The 24,590-nt window shown below is 69.1% G+C and carries 18 protein-coding genes and 1 pseudogene; 14 read left to right on the top strand and 5 right to left on the bottom strand.

Annotated elements, in window-relative coordinates:
* Positions 1-27: 27 nt before the first annotated feature.
* From ACIO5D_RS13330 to ACIO5D_RS13315, 4 genes are all read left to right on the top strand, one after another.
* Complete coding sequence (locus ACIO5D_RS13330; protein ID WP_400795128.1) at positions 28-1,317, top strand: hypothetical protein; 1,290 nt, start codon at positions 28-30, stop codon at positions 1,315-1,317.
* Positions 1,314-4,631 (top strand): hypothetical protein, encoded by a 3,318-nt coding sequence (locus ACIO5D_RS13325; RefSeq protein WP_400795126.1) that lies wholly within the window; start codon positions 1,314-1,316, stop codon positions 4,629-4,631. Before ACIO5D_RS13330 ends, ACIO5D_RS13325 begins: the two co-directional genes overlap by 4 nt.
* 53 nt (positions 4,632-4,684) lie before the next feature.
* Positions 4,685-7,669 (top strand): RNaseH domain-containing protein, encoded by a 2,985-nt coding sequence (locus ACIO5D_RS13320; protein WP_400795124.1) that lies wholly within the window; start codon positions 4,685-4,687, stop codon positions 7,667-7,669.
* Between the two features lie 184 nt (positions 7,670-7,853).
* A complete protein-coding gene (locus ACIO5D_RS13315) occupies positions 7,854-7,994 on the top strand; it encodes a hypothetical protein (RefSeq protein ID WP_400795122.1) in 141 nt (46 codons plus the stop codon).
* A 292-nt stretch (positions 7,995-8,286) separates the two neighbouring features.
* Here the strand turns inward: ACIO5D_RS13315 and argS are convergent, their stop codons facing one another.
* Positions 8,287-10,047 carry an arginine--tRNA ligase gene (argS, locus tag ACIO5D_RS13310; protein WP_400795120.1) on the bottom strand — a complete coding sequence of 587 codons (1,761 nt, stop codon included), beginning with the start codon at positions 10,045-10,047 and terminating at the stop codon, positions 8,287-8,289.
* 341 nt (positions 10,048-10,388) lie between these two features.
* On the opposite strand from argS, the gene ACIO5D_RS13305 reads away from it, so the two are divergent.
* From ACIO5D_RS13305 to ACIO5D_RS13270, 8 genes are read left to right on the top strand one after another with little or no spacing between them, the layout of a single operon-like run.
* Complete coding sequence (locus ACIO5D_RS13305) at positions 10,389-12,191, top strand: hypothetical protein (protein ID WP_400795118.1); 1,803 nt, start codon at positions 10,389-10,391, stop codon at positions 12,189-12,191.
* Between the two features lie 47 nt (positions 12,192-12,238).
* Positions 12,239-14,254, top strand: coding sequence for a radical SAM protein (locus tag ACIO5D_RS13300; RefSeq protein ID WP_400795116.1), 2,016 nt, complete (start codon positions 12,239-12,241; stop codon positions 14,252-14,254).
* An 11-nt stretch (positions 14,255-14,265) separates the two neighbouring features.
* Positions 14,266-15,465, top strand: a complete 1,200-nt coding sequence (locus ACIO5D_RS13295) for a glycosyltransferase (protein ID WP_400795114.1) — start codon at positions 14,266-14,268, stop codon at positions 15,463-15,465.
* A complete protein-coding gene (locus ACIO5D_RS13290) occupies positions 15,462-16,505 on the top strand; it encodes a radical SAM/SPASM domain-containing protein (protein WP_400795112.1) in 1,044 nt (347 codons plus the stop codon). Before ACIO5D_RS13295 ends, ACIO5D_RS13290 begins: the two co-directional genes overlap by 4 nt.
* Positions 16,498-18,150 carry a pyridoxal phosphate-dependent decarboxylase family protein gene (locus ACIO5D_RS13285; RefSeq protein WP_400795110.1) on the top strand — a complete coding sequence of 551 codons (1,653 nt, stop codon included), beginning with the start codon at positions 16,498-16,500 and terminating at the stop codon, positions 18,148-18,150. The genes ACIO5D_RS13290 and ACIO5D_RS13285 overlap by 8 nt, the downstream gene beginning before the upstream one ends.
* A 5-nt stretch (positions 18,151-18,155) precedes the next feature.
* The gene (locus ACIO5D_RS13280) at positions 18,156-18,953 is read left to right on the top strand and encodes a hypothetical protein (RefSeq protein ID WP_400795108.1); all 798 of its coding nucleotides are present in this window, start codon (positions 18,156-18,158) and stop codon (positions 18,951-18,953) included.
* Positions 18,946-19,680 carry a sulfotransferase family protein gene (locus ACIO5D_RS13275; RefSeq protein WP_400795106.1) on the top strand — a complete coding sequence of 245 codons (735 nt, stop codon included), beginning with the start codon at positions 18,946-18,948 and terminating at the stop codon, positions 19,678-19,680. The genes ACIO5D_RS13280 and ACIO5D_RS13275 overlap by 8 nt, the downstream gene beginning before the upstream one ends.
* Positions 19,677-20,207, top strand: a complete 531-nt coding sequence (locus ACIO5D_RS13270; protein WP_400795104.1) for an adenylyl-sulfate kinase — start codon at positions 19,677-19,679, stop codon at positions 20,205-20,207. The genes ACIO5D_RS13275 and ACIO5D_RS13270 overlap by 4 nt, the downstream gene beginning before the upstream one ends.
* 7 nt (positions 20,208-20,214) lie before the next feature.
* Here ACIO5D_RS13270 and ACIO5D_RS13265 read toward each other — a convergent pair whose 3' ends face one another.
* From ACIO5D_RS13265 to mca, 4 genes and pseudogenes are all read right to left on the bottom strand, one after another.
* A complete protein-coding gene (locus tag ACIO5D_RS13265) occupies positions 20,215-21,072 on the bottom strand; it encodes a methyltransferase domain-containing protein (protein WP_400795102.1) in 858 nt (285 codons plus the stop codon).
* Positions 21,073-21,723: 651 nt separating this feature from the next.
* Positions 21,724-21,882, bottom strand: a pseudogene (locus ACIO5D_RS13260) (DUF255 domain-containing protein); the annotation flags it as partial.
* Positions 21,883-21,924: 42 nt separating this feature from the next.
* On the bottom strand, positions 21,925-22,116 hold the full coding sequence (locus ACIO5D_RS13255; RefSeq protein WP_363607410.1) for a hypothetical protein: 192 nt from the start codon (positions 22,114-22,116) through the stop codon (positions 21,925-21,927).
* 48 nt (positions 22,117-22,164) lie between these two features.
* Positions 22,165-23,070 (bottom strand): mycothiol conjugate amidase Mca, encoded by a 906-nt coding sequence (mca, locus tag ACIO5D_RS13250; protein ID WP_363607409.1) that lies wholly within the window; start codon positions 23,068-23,070, stop codon positions 22,165-22,167.
* 273 nt (positions 23,071-23,343) lie between these two features.
* Between mca and ACIO5D_RS13245 the strand changes: the two genes are divergently transcribed.
* Positions 23,344-23,757: a DUF4307 domain-containing protein gene (locus ACIO5D_RS13245; protein ID WP_363607408.1), complete on the top strand. Its 414-nt coding sequence runs from the start codon at positions 23,344-23,346 to the stop codon at positions 23,755-23,757.
* 283 nt (positions 23,758-24,040) lie between these two features.
* Entirely contained in the window at positions 24,041-24,541 is a 501-nt protein-coding gene (greA, locus tag ACIO5D_RS13240; protein ID WP_363607407.1) for a transcription elongation factor GreA, read from the top strand.
* Positions 24,542-24,590 lie beyond the last annotated feature (49 nt).

Genomic DNA, 24,590 nt, shown 5'->3' with positions numbered 1-24,590 from the left:
GCTCGTCGGCGCCCGTAGCGTCCCGGTGTGGACAGCGAACAGGCGGACAACTCGGAGCAGTTCCGCCAGACGGAGGCGCTGCTCAGCGCGGCGATGGCCTTCGCGGTGTGCGGGGACGCTCTCACACGAGACGACTTGAGCGGCCCGGGCCGGCTGGAGCGCCTCATGGAGGCCCAAGGTGCGCTGATGGCCGCAGCCGGCCCAGGACACCGTGTCAGGTTCACCGGTCTGCTAGAAAGGCTGACCGGAGCAGAGACGGGTTCCATGGCGGGCCTGATGCCCGAGTGGGCGGATCCGGGCAGCCTGGACGGGCTTCGATTCCTCGACGTCGACGGAGTCACACCGGGAGAGGCATTCGATTTTCGGCTGGAGGCCGAGCGGGTCATCCGGGCCGCGAAGAAGGTAGGCCGGTTCGCCGGGCGGGTCACGTTCACGGCCCTCGAAGACGAGCACAGCCAGGAATCGGTGTTCAGTGCCATCAAGGGCCCCTACTACGAGCGGCATCGCACGAACCTGATCGAGCACCCCGTCGTGCTGGATCAGGAACCGGCCGACGGCATCACCGACCGGCCGGCCCTTGCAGACCTGGACCTGCCGACCCGGGCAATCGACTTCTACCGGCCGGTGCCTCAGCACGCGCGCTACCGCGGCTGGTGGTTCCCCTGCCCGGCGTGCAAGTGGCCGATGAAGGTCTCGGTGTACCACTCCGAGGGACGAGATCAGGGAAGCGCCTGGTGCCTTTACCCGTGGCATGAGCAGACCGGCGCGACCTACCGCTTCGAGCCGACCCAGGGTGAGCCGCCCGTTCTGAATCCCGTGTTCCCGTGTGGCGTTCCGCACGGGCGGCAGGGTGAGTTGTGGACAGGGTGCGTCCCCGAGGTGCCGCAGGCGCAGCCCGTCGACGGTCACAAGGCGCTGGTGAGGTCGGTATGGCGGAGCACCTGCGTACCCGGTCTGCCCGAGTTGAGACTGCACCGCGTCCTCAATCGCCATCTCCAGGGCACGGGTTGGCGTGCGGAGCTGTGGGTGGACGGCGACCGCATCGACCTGCACGTCGCTAACGACGACGACGGCCAGCAGCGAAAGGCCGCGTTCCCGGCGGATTTCAAGGACTACACCTTCGTCAGTCACCTGGTCGACAAGCTGCACATGGATTCCGGAGACAAGGGCGACGCGAAGTGGCTGGTGGTGCCCGACCACCGGGACGCGCAAGTGGCGACGCTCGACCCGGTGTGCCGCGGCTACGGGATGCGGGCGATCACCGCGAGCGGCTACGTGGACGAGGTGCTGGCGGCGATCCGGGAGGGGCGGGCGTGAACGGGGAGCTCACCGGTGCGGAGGCTGGCCTCGTCGGGGCCCTGGCCTTGGCCTCGCACTGCATGAGGCGCAAGGACAACGATGGCAACGTGGTGGCCTCCTTCAGGGACGCGGCGTACTTCGCCGCGCGCAAGCCGCAGGCATGGGACCAATGGCCGATGCTGACGCTCGCCGAGCGACGCGCGGCCCGCCAGGTGGCGCAGCTGATGCCGGCCGAGTGGTGGAACCCGAAGGCGTTCAGATCGGCCGTGCTGGCGTTCGTCGGCAAGCTCACCCCGGACGGTGACGGGCACGACAGGTCGGGCGGTACGGTCACCCTGGTCGGGGATGACCCGTTCACGGCGGAGGCGGCCCTGTTGAAGGTCGGGGGCGATTTCCTCGGCCACGCCGAACGCCTGACGGGGCGGTTCTTCACTCCGGGCAAGCGGCCCAAGGCCGGGGAGTTCGCCGGGCCGGGTACGTGGAAGACCAGGACGACCTACCTTGGCCCCGAGCACGGGGTCACCAGCCGCGAGATCGAGTTTCGCGCCACCCCGCTGTTCGAGAAGGCGGCCGGGCACGAGGCGCTTCCGCATCTGGTCACCGCGTCGGCCCGCGACCGGATCACGGCGCCCGTGGCGCAGCTGTTGGAAGTCTCGCGATGGCTGTCCGAGCGCGACAAGTCGGTGGCCTACCTGCACACGGTGCTCTCGAAGTTCATCAGGGACCTCAAGAGCAGTACCGGTGGTGAGCTGTCCGAGCTGGACCTAGTGTCCGGCCTTCTGCAGGTGCTCAACGCCCCGACCGGCAGTGGCAAGACGGTGCTCGTACGCGTCATGGCCTCCTGGGCGGTCCTCCATGGGTACCGGCTGGCCATCGCGCTCACCGACGTTCGTGCCACCCTCAGCATGGCCTGGGACATCAACAACGACCTCGGCTGGCTCTTCGAAACCGGAAAGATCGACAAGCAGGCCACCTGCGCCCCGCTGATGTCGGCCGCCAGCATGCACAAGCGGGCCATGGACTACGCTGCGCTGACCCCCTCGACCAAGATCACCGAGTGGGACCTGCGAGGGCAGCGGGACATCGCCCACCTCGCTTACGGGTGCGCGCAGCGCGTTCTCATGGACCCGCCCGGTCTCTATCCTCCCGGGCAGGAGAACTGCCTTACGCTCCTCGCGCCGACAGCGGACAGCTTTAAGGCGCACGCCTGCCCCTACATCCCGGTGTGCGACAAGTTCCGTCCCGTCTACGCGGCGGCCGAGGCGGACATCGTGGTCACCAACCACGCCAACCTTCTCGAAGGGGCCCTGCGAATCGGGGCCGTCATCGACGGGCGGGAATGGCGCGGGCAGGTGCGCGGCACCGCTGGCGTGAGCGCCTTGGAACTGGCGCTGCGCTCGTTCGACGCGCTGATCGTCGATGAGGTCGATGCCTTTCAGAAGACGGCGATCGGCCGCTGCACCTCGTCCGTCGTGCTGGCCTCCCGCAAGCGGGACAGTGCCCTGCGGGAGATCGACCAGGATGCCAAGCGGCTGCCGAGCGGGAACCAGGAACAGTTCCTCTCTCCGGTCAGCCACTCCCGTTTGATGGCGGAGTTCCTGCTGCTGTGGCTCTGCTCTCGCGCTCTGAAGCTCAATCCCGGCAATGAGACCGGGGGTTGGGGTGCCGCGGGGCGCGACAACGACGGGTGGCGCCTGACCCAGTCCCGTGACCGCGAGATCCTCCAGCTGCTCTTCCCCAACCTGGCGCCCAGTGCCGACGCCGTTCCCCCGGAGCTGTTCGGCTTCCTCGAACGGATCATGCCCGAGCGGTGGAACGGCCCCGAGTCCGCTGGCAGCGCCGACTACCCCGCGTCGGCGGACTGGGACGCCCTCCAACGGGCCTTGGCCGCCCTGACCGCGCCCCGCAGCGAGAACTTCCTTGCCCTCGTGCAGCAGGAACTCCATGGTCTGCTGGGCGATGCCGTCCCTGTCGCCAACGACCGGGCCGCGGTGGTGAACCTGCTCGCCACTCGCACCATCCTCGGCGATCTCGACATCAGCATGGCAAACCTCCGCCGGCAGGCCTCCGCCCTGAGCCACCTCGACCTGGCCTCCGTCCGCAAGATCCTCGACGGGCTGCACAAGAGCACGGTGACCGTCCTGTATCCGCTCTCCACGCTCGGGCGTTCCATCAGCGGATACCAGATCCGCGGCTTGGAGGCCAAGGAGACCGAGGCTGAGCTGCTCTCCCGCTGTTTCGAAGGCGACCCCCACACCTTCGTCTCCGAACTCGGCGGACTGACCGCGCTCATGGTCGCCGGTGTCCAACGCCCGGTGCTCGGGCTGTCTGCCACCGCCTACTTTCCCCAGGCCGTCCAGGAGCACGTCCATGCCCCGGTGAAGTGGTGGCTCCCCGATACCCGGCCGCGCTCCATCGTCACCCGCGCCACCCCCGTCATCGACCCGAGCTCCGGCGATGAGCGCGAGGCTCTGCGCGTAGGCGGCATCTGGGCGGACAAGAAGCCCGCCGTCCTGCGCGACCTGGGCCGGCTGCTGTACGAGCAGCACCTGGACAGGCGGCTGCGGCGGCTGGAGGGGCGAAAGGACGACCGGGCGCGGGTGATCCTTACCGCCAACTCCTACGAGCAGTGTGCTTACCTCGCCCACGGCCTCGCGCAGGCCGAGGGCCTGCGCCACCGCATCTGTCTGCTGGTCAAGGACTTCCACCAACGGGACTACGAGCAGCACCTGCCCTCTCACGTCCGCCGCATGGTCCGCGAGGAACTGGAAGACTTCCCCGACCACGGCGAGATCCTCATCGCCCCGCTGGCCGTGATCGCCCGAGGCCTGAACATCGTCGTCGGCACCCGCTCCGCCGTCAGCGAGATCTTCCTGTGCGTGCGACCGGTCCTGAGCATCGAGGACACCGAGTGGATCCACGGTTCGGTCAACGCGGCTGGCATCAACACCCTTCCGCCGGGCGGCTGCGCTGACCCGCTGCTGGCGATCGAAACAGCCCGTGACGCGTCGTGGCGCCAGCTGCAGCGCATCCTGCGCTCCCCGTCGCGGTTCTCCCAGATGGCCCACGAGCTGCAGGAGGAACTGATCGCGGGCATGCTCGTCCAACTCGTGCAACTCGCCGGTCGGGCACGCCGAGGGGAGACGGACATGACCCTCCACATCGTGGACCACTCCCTGCACGACACGAAGTTCAGCTCCGACCTGTCCAGCATCATCCGCCGTATCCACGGCAACTGGACGCGAGAGCAGAAACGGGTCATGAACGAGCTCTACGGCCAAGCCCTGCACGCGTTCCTGTCCTACTCAGGGGTGCCCGACGCCGGCCTGTAACACGTCCGGGCCCACGGCCCACCCAGGATGACGAGAGAGAAGGGGACCGCGCAATGGGGCGACGTGCCACCGAGCGGGATCTGACCGCGCACACCACGGCGATCCACTGCACCACCGACCTGCTCAAGGGTATGGAGGCGCTTGTCTGGGAGTTCGACGACGACACCCGCAACGAATGGCGCGGTCTGCAGAAGACAGCCCGCGCGAACGCCAAGGCGATCCGTGACCAGCGCGAGGAGGACGTCTTCCTCGTCCCCTACTCGATCGTCGTGACCGTACTGCAGCAACTCACCGACGGCTACGTCCACCTCGACAAGTACCTGCGGTACATGGTGAGCCTCACCGAGATCCCGCCCAAGACCCTGGCGAAGGTCTTCACTTTCCTGGAAGGAATCGTCCGGAAGATCCCGCTCGACGAGGTCCCCTTCCAGGTCGAGTCCCGGCTCGCCACGCTGATCGCCGCCACCACGGCACGCCGCCTCCCGCTGGCCGAGCACATCCTCGCCACCGGGGACGAAGGCGTGGTCAACCCACCCAGCTGGGCCTACGACGCGGTGAAATGGCACATCGCCAAGCGCCTTTCCGCCGTCCCCCTGATCGACCAGCAGATGGAAGGCGTCACGGAGAAGTACGTCGACAAGAAGGGGGAGACCAAGGAACGGATCATCGACTGGCAGGCCGCCAAGGACGAGGGCACCCGGGCCGAGGTGCACTACCGGCCGGCCAACGACGGAAGCCTCGTCGCCTGGGACCACCCCATCGGCCCGACCTTCGCCGGCCGCGGCCACCCCATCAAGGCCGAAGACATCACCCGGGACTGGCCCACGGACGAAAGCTCCAGCAGGCTCCAGTACGCCATGTCCAGGATGACCGTCAAGATGGCCACCTACACCGCGGTCGACCACCCGATCATCAACACCGACGCCCACGTACGGCGGGTCAACAACGCCCTGATCTTCTCCCGCACCGCCCTCGTCGACCAAGGAACCGGCCGACCACTGCTGAAGGTGACCCTGGACGGCCGAGGCCTGCGGCAGGCCAACTCCTACGCGATGGAAATCCTCGCCAAGCTGGACGCCGACCGGACCGCTCTCAACGCAGTGGAGAACCGCGTCGAGCGCGAGCGGACCCTGTGGAACACCCGCGACGAGAACGGAAAACGCCCCACGCTCCTCACCCCAGCCCCGGGCCCCGTCCGCCCCGTCGTACCCACCCCGCCGAAGTGGTTCGCCGTCGGCACCGGCGCCGGCCTGTACCACCTGGGGCTGCTCCGCGACCAGATCGAGAGGGCCTTCGACGGGACCGCCCGCCTGCTGGAGCTCAAGTCCAAGGGCAGTGTCTTCTCGCCGCGCCCCTTCGAGACCATCTCGGCCTCGGAGAAAGCCGCCCGTAAGAAGGACAACCGGTACATCGACCTCGTCGGCCTGCCTGATCCCGCCGGCATCCAGCGCTCGATCGAAGCAGCCGGGTACAAGACGCTGCGGATCCTGTGCCTGTACTACGAGGCGCCCACCCGCATGCGGATGCTCCACGGCTTGGCGCACTCCTACGGCCTCGACCCGTCCGACATCGACCGCAGTGTCGACGGCGACCGCATCGCGCTGGCGCCGGGGGTGGAAGTGGTCTTCCACTACGCCAAGGACCTTCTGGCCCACGGCCCCGTCACGACCCGGACCGCGGACACCCGCGCCGTGGTCGACGCGTACGGCGAACCGGGCGTCATGCTGGCCGCGTGGTGCGAGACCGAGAGGCCCGTCGCCGGCGAGGAACACAAGCAGCTGAAGTCCTCCGAGGTGGAGAGGGCCTTGGAGGACAGCGACGCCAAGTTCCAGACCAGGCGCGCCCTCGCCGCCACCCTCACCCCCAGCCAGTACCTCATCGGGCGCCAGAGTGACAGCGTCAAGGGCGACCAGGTCCTCACCGTCCCGAAGAAGCCGTACGACGACCATCGCGTCTACATGGGGCTCCTCGACCTCTACCGCTCCTGCGGCATCATCGACGCCCGGTTCGAGGAGGCGCTCTACGGCCCGGATGACCCCTATTCGATCCCCCGCATGGCCTGGTGCGGCGTCCACATCCGCAAGCAGGCCACCGACCGGAGGTTCCGCGGCGAGCCCAAGCGGATCGTCACGGCCAGCGTGATCATCCCGCCGGACACCCCTGAAGGTGCCTGGCGGATGCTCGGCTGGAGCAACCTCAGCCCGGTCTGGGAGCACTACCCCACCGCCCAGGCCCGCTTCCACGCTGCCAACTACCCACTCCACCGAGCCGACGGCGATAACGAGATCCAGCGCTGGACCCAGGCCGGCCACGACGTCAAGCTCGCCCTGCAGGACCTCGCCGACGAACTCGACGACCTCCCCTACGCCCTCATCATCGACGGCAGCGCCTGCCGCAGGATGTGGCCGGGGCTCAACAACAACAGGCAAGGCAAGCAACCCGACCCCACCGACTCGCGCCCGTGGCTCCCCAGCACGGGGCTTCCGGCCCACGCCGCACCGGTGAGCGTCATCCGCCTCAACTGCAACCAGGAGGAGATGCCTCGTCTCGCCTATGTCACGGAGAAGCTGAAGAGTGGCAAGGAGAAGACCCTCAAAACCTCCAGCGACCTCTACTTCCCGGCCGAACGCACCGAAGGTCACCCCTGGTTCCTGTACACCGAACCACGGAATTACGGAAAGAAGCGCCACGGCCAGTACAAGACCCGCTGGCGGGCCGAACCGGGCCACGCCTCCGAGAGTGCCGACGAGCGCAAGGAAAACGAACTCAATGCACCCTGGTATGCGATGAGCACCCGCGAAATCACGCCTATGTGCACCAACTCGGCTTACCAGCGCGAGCACCTCGCCGTCGCCGCCGCCAGGCTCAGTCATCAAGCCTTGGCCTGGTCCGACCGCACCCGGTACGCGGCCCCCCAGCACGCAGCACTCCAGATGGACCTCGACCACCCGCAGTACCGCCGCTCCGCACCCACGGACCCCGAATCGCTGAAGGTCATCGCAGACGCGATGACCGGCAACGACAGCACCGGCTCATGACCCTCGGTCCCGGGACCGCCGATATTTCACCTCGCGAATCCCGCCGCCCGCGGCACCCGGAAATGAAATATAGGCCCTCCTTCACGCCAACCCCGTGATGCGTGCTCCCGCGGTGTGCTGCTTGATTCAAGCATTAACACTGCGGGAGCATCCGAACCAGCGCAATATCATAGATTGATTGAACATGAGCGCAAACTGCGACGACGAGATCGACGCCTGGGTGGAAGAGCATCTGGCCCTGTCACCCGCCTGGTCCACGGAGAGGTGGAAACGCATCTCAGCCCTGCTGAACGCAGAGGGCAAGGATCAAGAGGATCCGGCGTAGGCAACTTCCAGGCCCTTGACCCTACCGACCGCTACGGAACCCGCCCCGGAGTTCCCCCTCTGTTCAGATCAGCCACCGGCTGGCACCGGGGCGCGCGTTGCCGTTGCGCGCCCCGTGTCCGCCACACGATGGTGCACGAGTCCGAGCCGACAGGCGCTACAGGTTCACGAAGCACGCCGCTACTGGGAGCGGCGCGCTTGTGCGACTGGGGCACGCGAAACTCTTGGGTGGCTGACCTCGGCCTGTCTGCCCGGCTCAGCCACTCCGCGTTCCACTGGCCCCGCCAAAGGAGTCACAACCTCTCGGGCGTTCCGATGCCGAGGAGGTCCACGCCCTGTCGGAGGGTCTGACCGGTGAGCTGGCAGAGCAGCAGGCGGGTCTCCATGACCTCGGGGCTGGGGGCCTTGAGGACGGGGCAGTGCTCGTAGAAGGTGGTGTACGCCGATGCCAGGCTGTGCAGGTAGGCGCAGAGCCGGTGGGGTTCGAACGTTCCGGTCACCTGAGTGATGGTGGCGCCGAACTCGTCGAGGAGGAGGCCGAGGGCGCGTTCGGCCGGCTCCAGGGCGAGGCCCTGGTGGGCGGTCGGGGTGACGCCTTCGGGGGCCTTGCGGAGGATGGACTGGATGCGGGCATAGGCGTACTGGAGGTAGGTGCCGGTGTCGCCGTTGAGGGAGACCATGCGGTCGGCGTCGAAGATGTAGTCGCGGGTGCGGGAGGTCGAGAGGTCGGCGTACTTGACCGCGCCGATGCCGACCTGCTTGGCCCGGTCTTCGAGTTCCTCGGTGGCGAGCTGCGGGCTCTTCTCGGAGACGACGGTGCGGGCCCGGTCGACGGCTTCGTCGAGGAGGTCCATGAGGCGAACGGTCTCGCCGGAGCGGGTCTTGAAGGGCTTGCCGTCCTTGCCTAGGACCGTGCCGAAGCCGAGGTGCAGGGCGCGGACGCTGTCGGGGAGCCAGCCTGCGCGGCGGGCGGTTTCGAAGACCATCTGGAAGTGGAGGGCCTGGCGGCTGTCGACGACGTAGAGGAGTTGGTTGGCGCCGAGCAGGCCGACGCGGTCGCGGATGGCGGCGAGGTCGGTGGTGGCGTAGCCGTAGCCGCCGTCGCTCTTCTGGACGATGAGCGGGGTCGGCTCGCCGTTGGGGCCCCTGATGTCGTCGAAGAAGACGCACAGGGCTCCGTCGGAGCGGACGGCGACGCCGGAGGTTTCGAGGTCTGCGCAGACGTCGGCGAGCATGGGGTTGTAGTAGCTCTCGCCGATGGCGTCGGCGTCTTCGAGGAGGACGCCGAGGCGGGCGTAGACGGCCTCGAAGTACACCTTCGACTCGTCGACCATGCTCTGCCAGGAGGCGACGGTCTCTGGGTTGCCGGCCTGGAGGTCGACGACGCGCCGCCGGGCCCGGTCGGCGAAGTCGGTGTCGCTGTCGAACTTGGCGCGCGACGCCTTGTAGAGGCGGTTGAGGCGGGACATGGACGGGCCGGAGTCGGCGGCCTCGGTGTCGTCGCCGAGTTCACCGGGGTGCTCGATCAGGTACTGGATGAGCATGCCGAACTGGGTGCCCCAGTCGCCGAGGTGGTTGCGCTTGATGACCTTCTCGCCGGTGAACTCAAGGGCGCGTACCAGCGCGTCGCCGATGATCGTTGAGCGCAGGTGGCCGACGTGCATCTCCTTGGCGATGTTCGGCTGGCTGTAGTCGATTACCGTGACGCCGGGGTCGGCGGTGCTGCCGACACCGAGCCGGGTGTCCGCCGTGCGGGCGGCCAGCCGCTGAAGGATCGCGGCATCGGTGACGGTGACGTTGACGAATCCGGGGCCGGAGACCTCCAGGCTCGCGATCACCTCGTCCGCGGCCAGGTGTTCCAGGACGCGCGTGGCCACCTCGCGGGGGTTGGTCCGCAGAGGCTTGGCGAGACTCATGATCCCGTTGGCCTGGAAGTCGGCGCGGTCGCTTCGTCGCAGCTGGGGGTCGCTGTCCGCTGCGTCGGGAAACGCGGTGGAGATCGCCTGAGCAATGCGCTGCTGCACCGCGTCGGCGATGGAGAGGACCGTAGCCATAGAACGAAGGACCACTTCTGTGAGAGGGCGGATCCGCGGACAGGCCGCAGGAGTGGCACAGCAACCGCACCAGGTGGACGGTCGGCGCCGCGCGCCGATTGTCCCATGCTCTCGCGGGCGAGAGGCCGATTATGCGCAGCCGCCCGGCACTGCATAGCTCCCCAACAGCATTGATGAGTGGCAGAACTGAATGATCATCAGCAATTGGGAGCTGTCATTCCGCTTCGTGCGGCTCCACGCAGACCGGAAGCCGGTGGCCGAATCCGCTAATTCGATCGAACACACGGTGACGGAGCGGCTACGGTGGCAGATCTGCGTGCGGCACTCGGGAGGGGAGTGAGGTGAGCAGAACAACAAGGGGTGCGCGTGATTCGGGGGACCTCGCAGTCTCAGTTCGGCAGGCGCTCGACAGGGCAAGCGGCGGGGATGCCTTCGATGACCCCGACTTCGTCGACATTGGCGGGCAGGTGCGCCGGTTTCGCCACCGTGGGCGTGACCTGGTGGCGAAGCTCCGGCCGCTGGGGGCTGCGCGCTCGGAGCGGGATCTGGCCGCCGAGTCCGCGCGTCGTCTGGGCGGGTTGACTGTCGACGGGTTCGGCGCCGTGGAGGTCTGTGTTCCCGAACTGGTCCCACTGCCCGGCCAGGGTGCCGCACTGGTTTCCCCGTATCTGGGCAAGCGTTTGTCGGCCGGGAACGGGGCGAACGGTCTGTCCGTTCCCGTTGTCGCCGGCCTGCTGGTGGCCTTGCTCGACCGAGGGGTCGAGGCGTCGGGGTGTGTGCCGCGGAACCTGTTCCGCCGGGTCGGGCGGACGGTCTTGATCGACTGGGAGGACGCACTCCTGGTGCCGGCCGGAGCCACCCCCAACGAGCTGACCCTAATGAAGTGGGACATCGCCTGGTCCGACCTGCTCGGACACGACCTCAAGCTGCGGGACCGCATCCCCGCCTCGCCGCCGGGCGAGCAGGCGGTGTTGGACGACTTCGAGACCGTCCTGGCGAGCTGGCTCGCCCGGGGCGCGCCCCACGGGGACGTCCGCCGCTACGGGATCGAGGCGACACTCGCGAGCGAACTCCCGCTGACAAGGGCCGGATCGGCAAGCGCCGCCACTCTGGGGCACCTCGCCGAGGACGTCCTTCCCGCAAGGCTCAGCGTCTTCCACACCGTGCTGACCGCGCACCTGCGCGAGCAACGCGGTGAGGACGCCTATGCGTCCCTGCTCGGACAGTTGGATGCCCTGACGACAGGCAGTCGACCGACCGCTTCTCCACCAGATCTGGCCGCATTACGGCGGGCGTGGGTCCTGGCACTGTTCTCGGCCGCCGAGTCGAAGCCTCCGGCCGAAGCCGTGCCGCTTGAGCAACTGGCCGAGCGAATCGGCCAATTGGCTCGCGCGAGCGGCTGGGACTCGGCGTGCGAGCGGGCTACGGTGGCCGAGGAGATCACCGGTCGACTCGCCGACGTCGTCCTCACCGTCCTGCGGATCGAGGAACTGGACCTGCTGTTGCGGGGCTCTTGCGCCCAGGGGGTGCTGGGCCTCGGCAGCGACATCGACTTCGAGTTGAGCTCGACAGCGTTCCCCGGAGGGCACCGGCCGGCGGAGGACCTGCTGACCGAGGCACTCACCTGCCTCGGGCTGGAGGCCGAGGGCTCCGCCGCGCGCCCGGTCGAGCACGACCTCGTCAACGCCGACGGCAACGCGAGCCGCGACCTTCACGAGTGGTTCGAGCTCCGTCGGCCAGGCTCCGCCGTTCACGACCCAGGTTGGGCGACGACAGTCCTGAGACCGCCATCGGCTGAGACCATCGGCCGCCCGAGCCAGTACGAAGAGCAGGGCCGCGAGTACACCGCCAAGTACCTGTGGTTCGAATCCCGGGCCGCGCTGGCGCGCTTGGCGTCCACCGCCTCGGCGCCTTCGCGGATGCCGGTGACCGTGGAGCGGCAACTCGCCCTCCTCCCACAGGTGATCGGCGCCGAGGATGCCGCGGAGCTGCGCGATCTCGTCCATGCCACGTTCGCCCTGCGGGAGACAGCCGACCCCGCCCACCCGGCCGGCGGGAAGGTCGGCGGTGAAGTCTCCCGGCTCGCCACTCGGCTGCACCTGTTCCGCCAGCGCCTGGGACTACCAGGCCCGCGAAACCCGTAATCCCCGTACCGCCCCGATCCGCACCATCTCAACCCGAGAGGTCCACCGTGATCAGCGACGCGATTGCACACTCCACCAGCGACCCCGCGCACGTCTCCTTCGCGGACGGGTACGTCTTCCACGTCCGCGGCGGCCAGATCACCGCCCCGGGCCTACCGTGCCCGTGCGGCGGACTGGAGTCGGTCCACCAGATCACGTCCTACCGCGAGGCGTACCCGCAGGCGCAGCTTTCCCTAACCGACTCCTGCAACATGGGCTGCACGTACTGCTCGTTCCGTGACCGGGTCCACGCCGACGGCAAGCCCGTGACGATTCCCCTGGAGACGGTGGTGCAGGGCCTGGCCACCCACCGCAAGCGGCTCGTCGAGGAGGACGCGCGGTACAGCCGGGTCGACTTCGGGCTCGCCGGCGAGACGATGCTGGTACGGCACATGCACGAGGAGGTCCAGGCCCTGGTGGAGGAGGGCCTGGCCGACTCGCCGGTCAGCGTGGTGTGGGCCGGGCCGATGGTCACCAACGCGACGCTGTCGATGACGCCGGAGCTCGCCGACCGGCTCGGCCCACCCCAGGACATCAGCCTCGACGGCCCGAAGGATGTCCACGACCGGGTCCGCTTCTACACCAATGGACGTGGCGGCACCTACGACCACGTGCGCCCGGTCCTGGACCGGGTGCTGGCCCGCTACCCCGACATGGGCGTCTCCGCGGTCCTCACCGCGTACTGCACCGACTTCACCATGATCTTCCGCCACCTCTTCGAGGACGTCGGCGCCCGCAACATCTACATGAAGCCGGTCAACGCCACCCACGACAAGGACTACGCCCTCAACGCCGCCACGCTGCCGGCCTTCCGCCAGGGCTACGCCGACCTCGTCGAGCACCTCCTCGCCCAGCCGCCGGAGGGCATCCTCGCCCGGCTCCTCGCCCTGAACTCCGAGGACTTCTTCATGCGGTTCTTCTACCGGGTGAAGGACCGCGCGGCGCAGGTCTACCGGTGCGGGGCCGGCAAGAGCGGCACCTACCTGGACACCAACGGCAACCTCTACCCCTGCGCGCACTTCATCGGGAAGTCCGGCTGGCACATCGGGCACGCCTCCACCGGCGTCGAGGACAGCGAACGCAGCCGCTACCTCGACCTGGTGGTCGACCAGCGCGACGGATGCTCTACCTGCCCATCCCGGTACGTGTGCGGTGGCGGCTGCTACTACCAGGCCGTGCTGGCGAACGGGGACATCACCAGCCCCGACGAGGTCAAGTGCGACCTGATCCGGTTCATCACCGACCTGGCCGTCCGCCTCGTCATCACCCTCCGCGAGGAGCACCCCGAGGTCCTCGACGCCCTCCCCGCCCCGTACGGACTCACCGACGAGGTGCTCACCGCACCCCCCGAGGCCGACTACCTGCCAGCCGCCCGCCTCCTGGCGGATCCGGGCCACGACGAGGACTCGGCCATCCCGCTGGGCGGCCCTGGACGGCTGCGGGGCGGCCTGGCGACTTCGGCTGGTCTGCGCGCCCGGCTCGCGCTCGACGACGACCAGCTGGCGGTCTGCCTCGACCTGGGCGACACTCCCGATGCCGTGCGCGCCGTGAGGGTTCGCCTGCAGCCGCTGGGGTCGGGTGCCTTTACCCTGCACGACCTCGCCGCCCAGCAGTGGCCGGGCGAGCACCACTGGCATGCCACGCGCGATGGCGCCAGGCGGCTCCAGGCGCCCACGGATCGCTTCCGCCGCGTCCCGCACCCCGATCCCGTCTGGGAGGACGCAGCCGACGTCGACCTCTCCTGGGAAGCGGAACAGGTGCGGCTCCATCTGCCCCTGCCCGCACACGGCGAGACCGGGGCCGGTCTCGGGGTGAACGTGTTCGTGGACTTCGAGGATGGCGGCTGGACCGCGATGGCCCTGCACGAGCCGTTCGCGGTCCTCGACCGCTCCCGCACCGGGGTTCTGCGACTGTCCGGACCGGAGACTCCCTCTGGCTCGGAGGCTGCCGGTGTGAACGGGCGGATGCCCGCCGGTCTCACCCCGATCGGCCGCTGGGCCGGTCTCCAGGGCAACACCTGCTGAGGGGCGGAGACTTGCGGATCCTTCTGACCACCCACCGATTCGCAGGCGACGACGCCGGCGGTACGGAGATCCTGGCCGACGACCTCGCCCGGGCGCTGACGGCCCGCGGCGTGCACGTCAGCTGGCTCGCGGCCGGCGAGCCACCGCCACCGCACCGTCGCACGGCCGATGAGTACCTGAGCCTGCCGGCTGCCTTCGGCGACGACTACCCTGCCGACTGGCGCACCCAGGAGGCGGGGCAGGCCCGCCAGGTCGAGCGACTGCTTGCCGCACGTCCTGCCGTGGACGTCGTGCATGTGCTGCACTTCAGCCGCATCGGCCTGGGCTTCCTCGACCTCCCGTCACTGGCCGGGGTGCCGGTGGTCGCGACGCTGACCGACTACACCGCGGTCTGCCCCGACCACCAGCTCGTCATCCGGTCCACCGGCACGCAGTGCACGGCGGCCGCACCCACCCAGGACTGCCTCGGATGCCTCAACGCCCCCGAGAACGCGCACGGCGACGTGGCCTCTTGGCGGGCGCGGAACCTCGCCTGGCTGAACGACCGGGCCCGGGCCCTGTGGACGCAGACGCCGCACCAGGCCGCCGAGTTGGCGAAGGCCGGCGTCGACGTGAGCAAGGTCGTCCGCGATCGGGCCTGCTACGGACTGCCAGACGCCTGGGCTCCGCTCGCCACCAGCGGAGGCGGCGGACGGTATCTGCTGTTCCTGGGCAGGTGCTCGCCCGAGAAGGGCCTGCACCTCCTGCTCGACGCCTACCGCCGTAGCTTCACCGACCTGCCGCTGGTGATCGCGACCGTGCCGGACGACACCGCCTACGAGGAGCGGATGCGCGCCGTCGCCGCAGCAGATCCCCGGGTGCGCTGGCTTCCCCCGCACTCCCGTGCCGAGGTCGGTCCGGTGCTTGCCGACGCCCGGGCGCTGCTGGTGCCCTCGCTGTGGTGGGAGAACCACCCGTTGGTGGCGCACGAGGCACGGGCCCTGGGCGTCCCGGTGTGGTCCTCGGCCGTCCCGTCCATGCACCACCTCACAGACGACCCTGATGTCCACCTCGTCAAGGAGTACCGCGATCCGGTCGCCTGGACCCGGGCGATCGACGTGGCATCCGAGCAACTGACCCCTCGGGTACCGTCGTTCGCCCGCCGAGTGGAGGAGTTCGCCCTGTTCGCCGACGAGAGCGTCTCCGTCTACCGGAAGACTGTGGCCGGGTGATACCCGAACGCGCGCCGCAGATCACGGTGCCCGAGCGGTTCCGGAAGTTCCTCGTCACCGACGACTTCGACCGCTACGGCCTCACCCCCGGACAGCCCACCGCCATGCCGCAGTACCTGCAGGTCGAACTCACCGACCTGTGCAACCTCGCCTGCGCCGGCTGCCTTCGGGCCGTACACGAGAGCAGTGGTGGGCACCTGCCCCTGGAGGCGTTCGTCGCGCTCCTCGACCAGCTCCCCGACCTCGGCCACGTCTCCTTCGTCGGCGGTGGGGAGGCACTGATCGTCCGCGACTTCGCCGCCTACGTCCAGGCGTGCACGGACCGCTCCGTGTTCACCTCGACGAACACCAACGGCCTGCTGGTGCGCCGCCGGCTCGAACCGGTCCTGGCTGCCGGGCTCGGACTGATCGCCATCAGCGTCGACGGCGCCGACGACGACACGCTCGGGCGGATGCGCTCCGGGCTGCGCCTGACCCAGTTGAGCACGGCACTGCGCGAAGCGGTCGCGCTGACCGAAGCACGGGAGACGGGACTGTCCGCGGCCGTGACGCTCTCGGCCGCGAACCTGGAACAGTTCCCGGCGATCGTCGACTTCGTCGCCGACCACGGCCTGGGGCGCGTCAGCGTGGAGAGCCTGCACCACTGGGGCGAGGACAAGAGCCTCAACACCGAGTCCCTGTTCGCCCTCCCCGCCGACGACGTCGTCCCGTGCCTGGAGGCCGGCCTCGCACGGGCAGACGAGCGCGACCTGCAGCTGTCGATCTTCGACTACTCCCGCCTCACCTCCCCGGCCGCCGCGAACGCCATTTGTCCGTGGCCGTGGGACGCGAGCTACCTCACTAAGGACGGCGACGTCACGCCGTGCTGTGTCCACATGGAGTCCAGCCCGGGCAACGTGCTCGGCAACATCCACCAGACGCCGATGGCCGAGATCTGGACGGCGCCGCCGTACCAGTCGCTGCGGGAGTCCTTCATCCAAGGCCCCGCCTGGTCCTCGTGCGAAGGCTGCGTGTATCGAATGGAGTTCGGACGTGCCTGACCCCCAACCGCCCGCCCTGCTGAGCAGCCGTCCCCGGGACGACAGTCGGCGGATGCTGCACCAGGCGGTCGACCTCGGACTCGACTTCACCTCCGGCGAGCTGCGCGACCACCGCGTCCTGCGGCACGCGACGGTCGGCCAACTCATCGACCGCCTCGCCGGGCCGATCCCCCACGCCGGAACCAGCGACGACCAGCTCATGGACTCCCTGGCCGAGATCGCCAGCTGGTCGATCTCCCAGGCCGACCCGCGCTACCTCGCCTTCCCTGACACCGGCGACAGCATCGCCGCCCTCACCGCGGACATCGTCGCCACCTTCCTCAACCAGAACCTGATCGCCTTCGACCGCAGCGCGCCCGCCGCCAGCGTGATCGAAGCCCAGCTGATCACCTGGCTGCGCGAACTCATCGGCTACAAGGTCGCACCGCTCACCGCCTACCAGGGGCTCGCCTCGCTCGGCGGGATGTGGACCTCCGGCGGCAACATGAGCAACCACATCGCCATCGCCGCCGCCCTCGCCCACACCTACCCCGAAGTCCGCCACAGCGGCCTGCGCGCCATCCCCGAGCAGCCTGTGATCCTCCTGGCCGGCGGCGTCGAGCACTTCTCCTACGTCGCCGCCGCCCAAGCCCTGGGCCTCGGCACAGACGGACTCCTGTGGGCGGACGCCACCCCCGACTTCACCAGCGACCCCGCCTCGATCGCCGACCTGCTGGCCTCACCGCCATCCGGCAAGCGGATCTTCATGGTCGTCGGCGTCGCCGGGAACTGCCGCACCACCGGCATCGACGACCTGCAAGCCCTCGCCGACCTCTGCGCCCAGCACGGCGTCTGGTTCCACGTCGACGCCTGCCACGGTGGCAGCCTGCTGTTCTCCGAGAAGCTCAAGGTCCAACTCGTCGGCATCGAACGCGCTGACTCCGTCGCCCTCGACCCCCACAAGGGCCTGTTCGTCTCCTACCCCTCCAGCTACGTCCTCTTCCGCGACCCGACCGTGCTCGGCCACTTCGCCCGCTACCCGGACCGCGCCGACGACCCCGGCTGCCTCGACCTCGGGCTGATCACCCCGTTCTACGGCTCCCGCGGCTTCGAATCACTCAAGCTGTGGGCCCTGATGAAGCACCAGGGCATTGACGGCATCGGCCGGCTCGTAGAAGCCCGCCAGGCCACCTACCAGCGGATGGTCGACCTGCTGGAGCGCACCGGAACCTTCCGTCTCCTCGGCACCTCTGATTTCTACCGGTGCGCCTTCGTCTTCCTCCCCGACCCAGTCGCCCACGCCCTCCAAGAGGCCTACAGCCGGACCGAACTCCACGGGGCGGTACGCGCACTCGTCTCCCGCTACACCGCGGCCTTCGCCGACCGCCTCTACCGCAGCGGCACCGTCGTCTTCGACCTCTTCGCCCTCCAGGACCTCGCCGACCGCATCGGACTCGGCACCACCGCCAAGTACCAGGTCATGGGCATGTGCGTCGGCCACCCCCACATCCCCGACGACATCGAGCGCGGCATCGAACAGGCCATCCACGACCACTCCCAGGAACTCACCGCCGCCATGCTGACCGACACCCGCGCACTGCTCACCACCGCAGCCCCGCCCGACTGCGGCGCCGCGGCGGACGTAACCGGACCGGCAGGGTGGTGACCCCGGTGGCCTACCCGCCCGCTTTCACCATCGCCTACCTCGTCCACAGCGACGTCGAACTCCTGCGCCGCACCATCCCCACCACCCTCGACGCCCTCTGCCGGGGCACCCGCCACCCCTACGACCTGGTCCTCGTCGTGGACGGCGCTGAGAGCGCCCCGATCGAAGAGATCACCGAACTCGCGCACTCCACCTGGGGATTCGACGAGGTACGGCTGCGCTGGCGCACCCGCCACCGGGCCTCCGGCGACCAGGCCAACAACATCCACACCCACTTCGTCACCGACAAGAGCCGTTTCCTGATCACCATCGAGGGCGACGTCGTCGCCTTCCGCGCCCCCGGTGCCACCGACGTCCTCGCCGAGATCGCCGACACCTTCGACCGCTGCCCTCAGCTCGCCCTCGCTCAGCGCATCGACGACCACGACTGCTGGCAGTGGAAGCTCGAAGACGCCGGCCCCGTCCTCAGCGCCCAAGCACGCTCGGTCAACCGGGTCTCCTCCCACTTCCTGATCTACGACACCCACCGCGCGCGGCCCGTCATGGCCGTAGCCGGCGGCATCCCCGGCGACCGGTTCCACGACGACGGCCAGAGCTGGCTGAACTACGAGGACTGGCTCTCCTACACCTTCGCCCACCCCGCCGGGCCCGGCATCGGCTACCTGCACCAGCTCCCGCTGCGGATCTTCCACTGCGACGAGAAGACCGCCCCCGGCTCAGCCCACTACCGCCGCGACCTCGAAACCCGACTGCGTGTCTTCGCCGAACGCGAGCACCAGGTGAAGGAGGAGTTCCGTGCCTGACCAGCGCCTCGTCCCCTCGCCCGTCTTTGTCCTCTCCCCGATCCGCTCCGGATCGACCCTGCTGCGCTGCCTGCTCGGCTCCCACCCCGACGTCCATGCCCCGCACGAACTCCACCTCGGCGGCCTCACCGTCACGGTCGACGACGAGTTCACCGACCTTGCCATGCGCACCCTCGGCCTCGGCCGCGAAGACCTCGAACACCTCCTATGGGACCGGCTACTGCACCGCCAACTCACCGAAGCGGGCAAGACCGTGCTCGTCGAGAAGTCCCCCGGCAACGTCTTCATCTGGCAGCGCCTCGTCGACTGCTGGCCCGACGCCCGCTACATCATCCTGCGCCGCCACCCGGTGGCCATCGCCGACTCCATCCGCCGCGCCGGCGACGCCACCGACCTCGCCGAAGCCGCCGTCACTGTCGACAAGTTCGCCACCGCCCTCGACGAAGCCGCCGCCTACGTCCCCACCTCCGTCAGCGTCACTTACGAGCAGTTGACCGCTGAACCGGAAACCACCTGCAAGGCCCTGTGCGAGTACATCGGCATCCCCTGGAGGCCGGCCATGCTCGACTACGGCCGCCACGACCACGGCCCGTTCGTCTACGGCATCGGCGACTGGTCGCCCCAAATCGCCTCCGGCCGGATCCAGGAAGCCACCCCGCCACCCGCACACGCAGACATCCCCCCGTTGCTCAAGCACTGGTGCGAGAGGTGGGGCCACTCCGCGTGACGCGCCCACCCGCCTCCGCGGTCTTCTGGCTCATGGGCCTGCCGGCTGCCGGGAAGACCACCCTCGCCCGCCGACTCCTCGCCCACCTTCAACCCGAGCACCGCGACTGTGTCCTGTACGACGCCGACGAACAGCGGGCCACCGGCGTCCTGCGAGACCTCGGCTGGTCCCCGGAAGACCGCACCGCCACCATCGAGGCGCTCGCCCACGCCGCCCTCCGGCACCCGATCGGCATCGTCACGCTCGTGACCTCCACGCCTGCGGAGCGGCGGCTCGCTGCCCACCTCCTCGGCGAACGACTCCACCTCATCCACGTCCGCGCACCCGAACAGCTCCGGCACGCCCGCGACGCCCTCCGGCCCTCGCCCGCCTACCGCGCCAACCCCGCACCCGACGCACCCGAGCTCTCCTGGACCGACCCCGAGCACCCAGTACTCACCCTGGACACCACAGCTCCGCTCGGCGTCTCTGAGAAGGCCATCTGCTCGTTCGCCGACAACGTGCTCCGAGGCCGCGCCGTGCCGTAGCCGTCCGTCACGCGGCGGCGGAATGCCCCGACACCCAGCAGTCCTCACGCCCGGGCAGGACGCCATCGCGAGCCGGCGGTGCGGTGCCGTCGGCCAGACGCCCGTCGCTTGGGCGCTCGGCGACCGCGATGAAGGCCAGCTCGGAGAAGAAAAACCCGCCCAGGCGATCCGCCTCCTGCACCGCCGTGTACCACTTCTCCACCTCAGCCGAACTGACCGTGCCGCGGCCATGCTTGTCCGCGGACAACAGCGCCTTTCGGATCTCTCCGATCCGGGCCTCCGCGTGTCCCGACAGCTCGGTCGACCACGTCAACAGCGGTTCGACGCTCACCAGCCTCAGTGCACTCCGTGCGAGGAGCAGCCCCAGCTTGCGGCCGATCCGCCCATCCGCGTGATCCATCCAGCTCTGCACATCGTCCGCGAAAGCGTGACAGACCCGTCGGTCAAGGTCCGCATCCGCGCCGGCGATCACCAGAGAATCGAAGTCGACGTGCGCAAGGACCGCCCGCCCACCTGGCCGGAGAACCCGAGCGACCTCTGCCAGCAGCTGCTCCGGGTCCGGCAGGCACTCGACGGTGTTGTACGAAAGAACGACGTCAGCACTCTCATCCCCGCACGGCAGCGGAGTCTGAAGATCTGCAGCGAGGGCCATCACCGAGCCGAGGTGACCATGAAGCTCCTCCTGAGCTTGCCGGAGGAACTCCACAGACCTGTCTATCCCGATCAACGTAGCCTCGGGAGCCACACGGCTCAGCGCCAGAAGCGTCGGTCCGGCACCGCATCCCAGGTCGATGACCCGGCTACTGGCCGTCGGAGCGGCGAGCTCGGCAAGCCGATTGTGGATCGCTTCGGCGCTGTCCGACACAGCACGACCCCTCTCCCCTGACCCGCGCTGGAGCCGAAGCAGCAGCACATCCGACGCATAGCTGCACAATATGTGACAAGTCGGATGGTGGCCTGTCGGACAACGAGACAGCCTTCAGAGCGCGAGAGGACTCGCTGACGGGCTGCCTCGGCGACATGGGCAGCCCCACTCGCGGTCGCGCAGGACAAGATGACACCCGCGGGGAGAACACAGCGGAGGGCCGGCAATGACCTGGACCCAAGCAGCGTTCGGACGGTCCGCGAGGGGCGAGGTGGGGCAGGTGGCGCTACGAGCGACCGGGCCGATGGCGCCTACAACGCTGTACCCAAGAACGCCACAATGGCAGAGCCGGACCAGCCGGGCCGCTACAGGGGCTATCGGCTCGAATCCCGGCCGATTCCCGTCCACCACGTGATGGCCCATGAGTGCAAATCAGCCAAGCAGGCCGAGCTGTGCGGGTCACACACCTGAGCTCGGGACTATGTGAGAGGCTGTCTGGCACGAACCAGCGGGCTGGTGTGACCTGGCCTTATCTGCTTCAGCACGCCGAGAATCCGGGCGCCTGGCGGCCTCGGGGTCCGCGGCGTTCGAGGGGGCGCAGAGGCGCAAAGTATTCGTTCCGCCATCAACCGATTACGCAGAGTGCCACTGGCACCAGTGGCACGCCGCGTACCCCACGGACAGCAGCACCGGGACCCCGCGGCGGCGGGCCTCCTCGAACGCCTCCACTCCCCACGGCCACCAGTCGACCGGGTTCTCGGCGTGCTGCAGCAAATACGGCGAGGTCGCATCGGCGAGGTGGTTCGGCATGCCCCCATCCTCGCGCATCGGCGCCGGTACGGGGGCGGTGTCTCACTCCTTCGGCGGCTCCGGCTCCTCGACGAAGTTGACGCGCTTGAACTGCCGGTTCATCGATTTGGCCAGGAACCAGGTGGCCACGCCGAGGGCGGCGAAGACGACGAAGCCCAGCAGGCCGGGGGTCACCTTGGCGTCGTCGACGGCGAGCGAGGCGGCGAGGTGGGTGAGGTTCACGGGGGTGCTCATCTCTCCATGGTGGCCCGGCTCACGACGAGCCGGGCCACCGGGGGTGGGTCAGTCGCGCGTGTCGGCGGCCTCGACCGCCATGGAGGGGGTGCGCAGGCCGGCGAACAGGTCGTCCTCCGGCAGGTCGGCGTCGATCAGGGTGCGGGCCAGCTCGTAGTCCTCGGTCGGCCAGACCTCCCGCTGGACGTCCAGCGGGACACGGAACCAGGGCCCGTCCGGGTCGATCTGGGTGGCGTGGGCGATCAGCGCGCGGTCCCGGGTGCCGAACCAGTCGCCGCAGTGGACCCGGGTGGTGATCTCGCGCTCCTTGCGGCCGCTCTTCTCCCAGCCCTCGATCCACTCGCCGTACGGCGACTCGTGGCCGTGCTCGGTGAGGTAGGCGTGCAGCGCGCGGATCCGGCCCATCGGGAAGCCGTGGTTGTAGTAGAGCTTCAGCGGCTGCCAGGGCTCGCCGGCCTCCGGGTAGGCGTCCGGGTCGCCGGCGGCGTCGAAGGCCAGCATGGTGATCTTGTGGGTCATGATGTGGTCGGGGTGCGGGTAGCCCCCGTTCTCGTCGTAGGTCGTGATGACCTGCGGCTTGAACTCGCGGATCAGCCGGACCAGCGGCTCGGCCGCCTCCTTCACGTCCTGCAGGGCGAAGCAGCCCTCGGGCAGCGGGGGCAGCGGATCCCCCTCGGGCAGGCCGGAGTCGACGAAGCCGAGCCAGGCCTGGGTGACCCCGAGGATCGCGCGGGCCTCGTCCATCTCCTTGCGCCGGACCTCGTGGATGTTCTCCTCGATCTCCGGGCGCCCCTGCAGCTTGGGGTTGAGGACCGACCCGCGCTCACCCCCGGTGCAGGTGGCCACGAGCACGTCCACCCCCTGGTCGACGTACATGGCCATGGTGGCCGCACCCTTGCTGGACTCGTCGTCCGGGTGAGCGTGCACCGCCATCAGTCGCAACTGCTCAGTCAACGCCAGCGTTCCTTCCACAATGTCTGGGCCTTCCGCGAAGTCCGGTCTGCCCATCGTCCGAGCCGCTCAGTTCGGGACCGCGTCACCGCGGGACCGGCCGGGCATGGCGCCGACACGGCCGAGCCCCGCCCCCGCCGGACCGGCCGCGGGCGTGCCCCTCCTATAGTGACGGACTGGAGGACCCTTCCATTCCCCCGCACCACCCCTGGCCCCTGGGGGTACCCTCCGGCCGCCGGGCCGGGGGACGCCCTCCCCAGGAGAGGACTGACCCCGATGAGCGCAGGCACCACCACCCCGCAGCTGCCCGAGGGGCGCTACGGCCGGCGCGGCGACCGCGAGGCGGACCGCCGTCTGAAGGTGGTGGGCGCGGCCTGCGGCGTGCTGCTGCTGGGCCTGGTGGCCTGGCTCGGCGGCTCCTACCTGATCCGCGAGACGAAGATCAACGGCACCGTCCCGTCCTTCGAGGCGGTCTCGGACTCCGAGATGCGGCTGCACCTGGCGGTGCGCAAGGGCGACGGCACGGCGGGCAGCTGTACCGTCCGCTCGCAGGGCGAGGACGGCGCCGTCGTCGGGGTGGCCGACTTCGCCGTACCGGCGGACGGCTCCAGCTACGACGCCGTGGTGAGCCTGCGGACCACCGCCCGCGGCACCACCGCCGAGCTGCTGGGATGCACCCCCGCCAAGTGACCCCCGGCGGTTGCGGCACGCCCGGGCGCATATTCGATCGCGGGAGCGGGAATCCGTAGAGGAGCCCCGCACCATTGCTGTACACCTTGGCGCAATGCTGTCGTCAATGGCGCGCCAACGACCCTCCCGCTTGTCGGCGGGAGTTGTTAGGCTCGTGATTTCGCCCCTTCCGCACCGGATGGTACGGGAGCGGGCGTTGCTTTGTAGTTAAGACCGAAATCACCACCACCCCGGCTGACGACTCACACCCTCAGCACAGCCCCAGCACCTACGAGGAGCACCTGTGACCCAGACCAGCGAACACGTGACCTGGCTCACTCAGTCCGGCTACGACCAGCTCAAGGCCGAGCTGGACCACCTGACCGGCCCCTGGCGCATCGAGATCGCCCAGAAGATCGAGGCGGCGCGCGAAGAGGGTGACCTCAAGGAGAACGCCGGTTACCACGCGGCCAAGGAGGAGCAGGGCAAGTACGAGCTGCGCATCCGACAGCTGACCCAGCTCCTGGAGCGCGCCAAGGTCGGCGAGGCCCCGGCGGACTCGGGTGTGGTGGCTCCGGGCATGGTCGTCACGGTCGCCTTCGACGGCGACGAGGACGACACCATGAAGTTCCTGCTCGGCTCGCGCGAGGTGGCCGGCGACGACGACCTGGACATCTACTCGCCGCAGTCGCCGCTGGGCCGCGCGATCGACGGCAAGACGATCGGTGACGACGCGACGTACGAGCTGCCGAACGGCAAGCAGGCCTCGGTCCGGATCATCGAGGTCAAGCCGTACGCCGGCTGATCACCCGCACCTGACGAGGGCGGCCGCGGAGAGTCTCCGCGGCCGCCCT

Source organism: Kitasatospora sp. NPDC087315, from assembly GCF_044744345.1.
Taxonomy (GTDB): domain Bacteria; phylum Actinomycetota; class Actinomycetes; order Streptomycetales; family Streptomycetaceae; genus Kitasatospora.
This window is presented reverse-complemented; position numbering and strand designations above follow the sequence as displayed.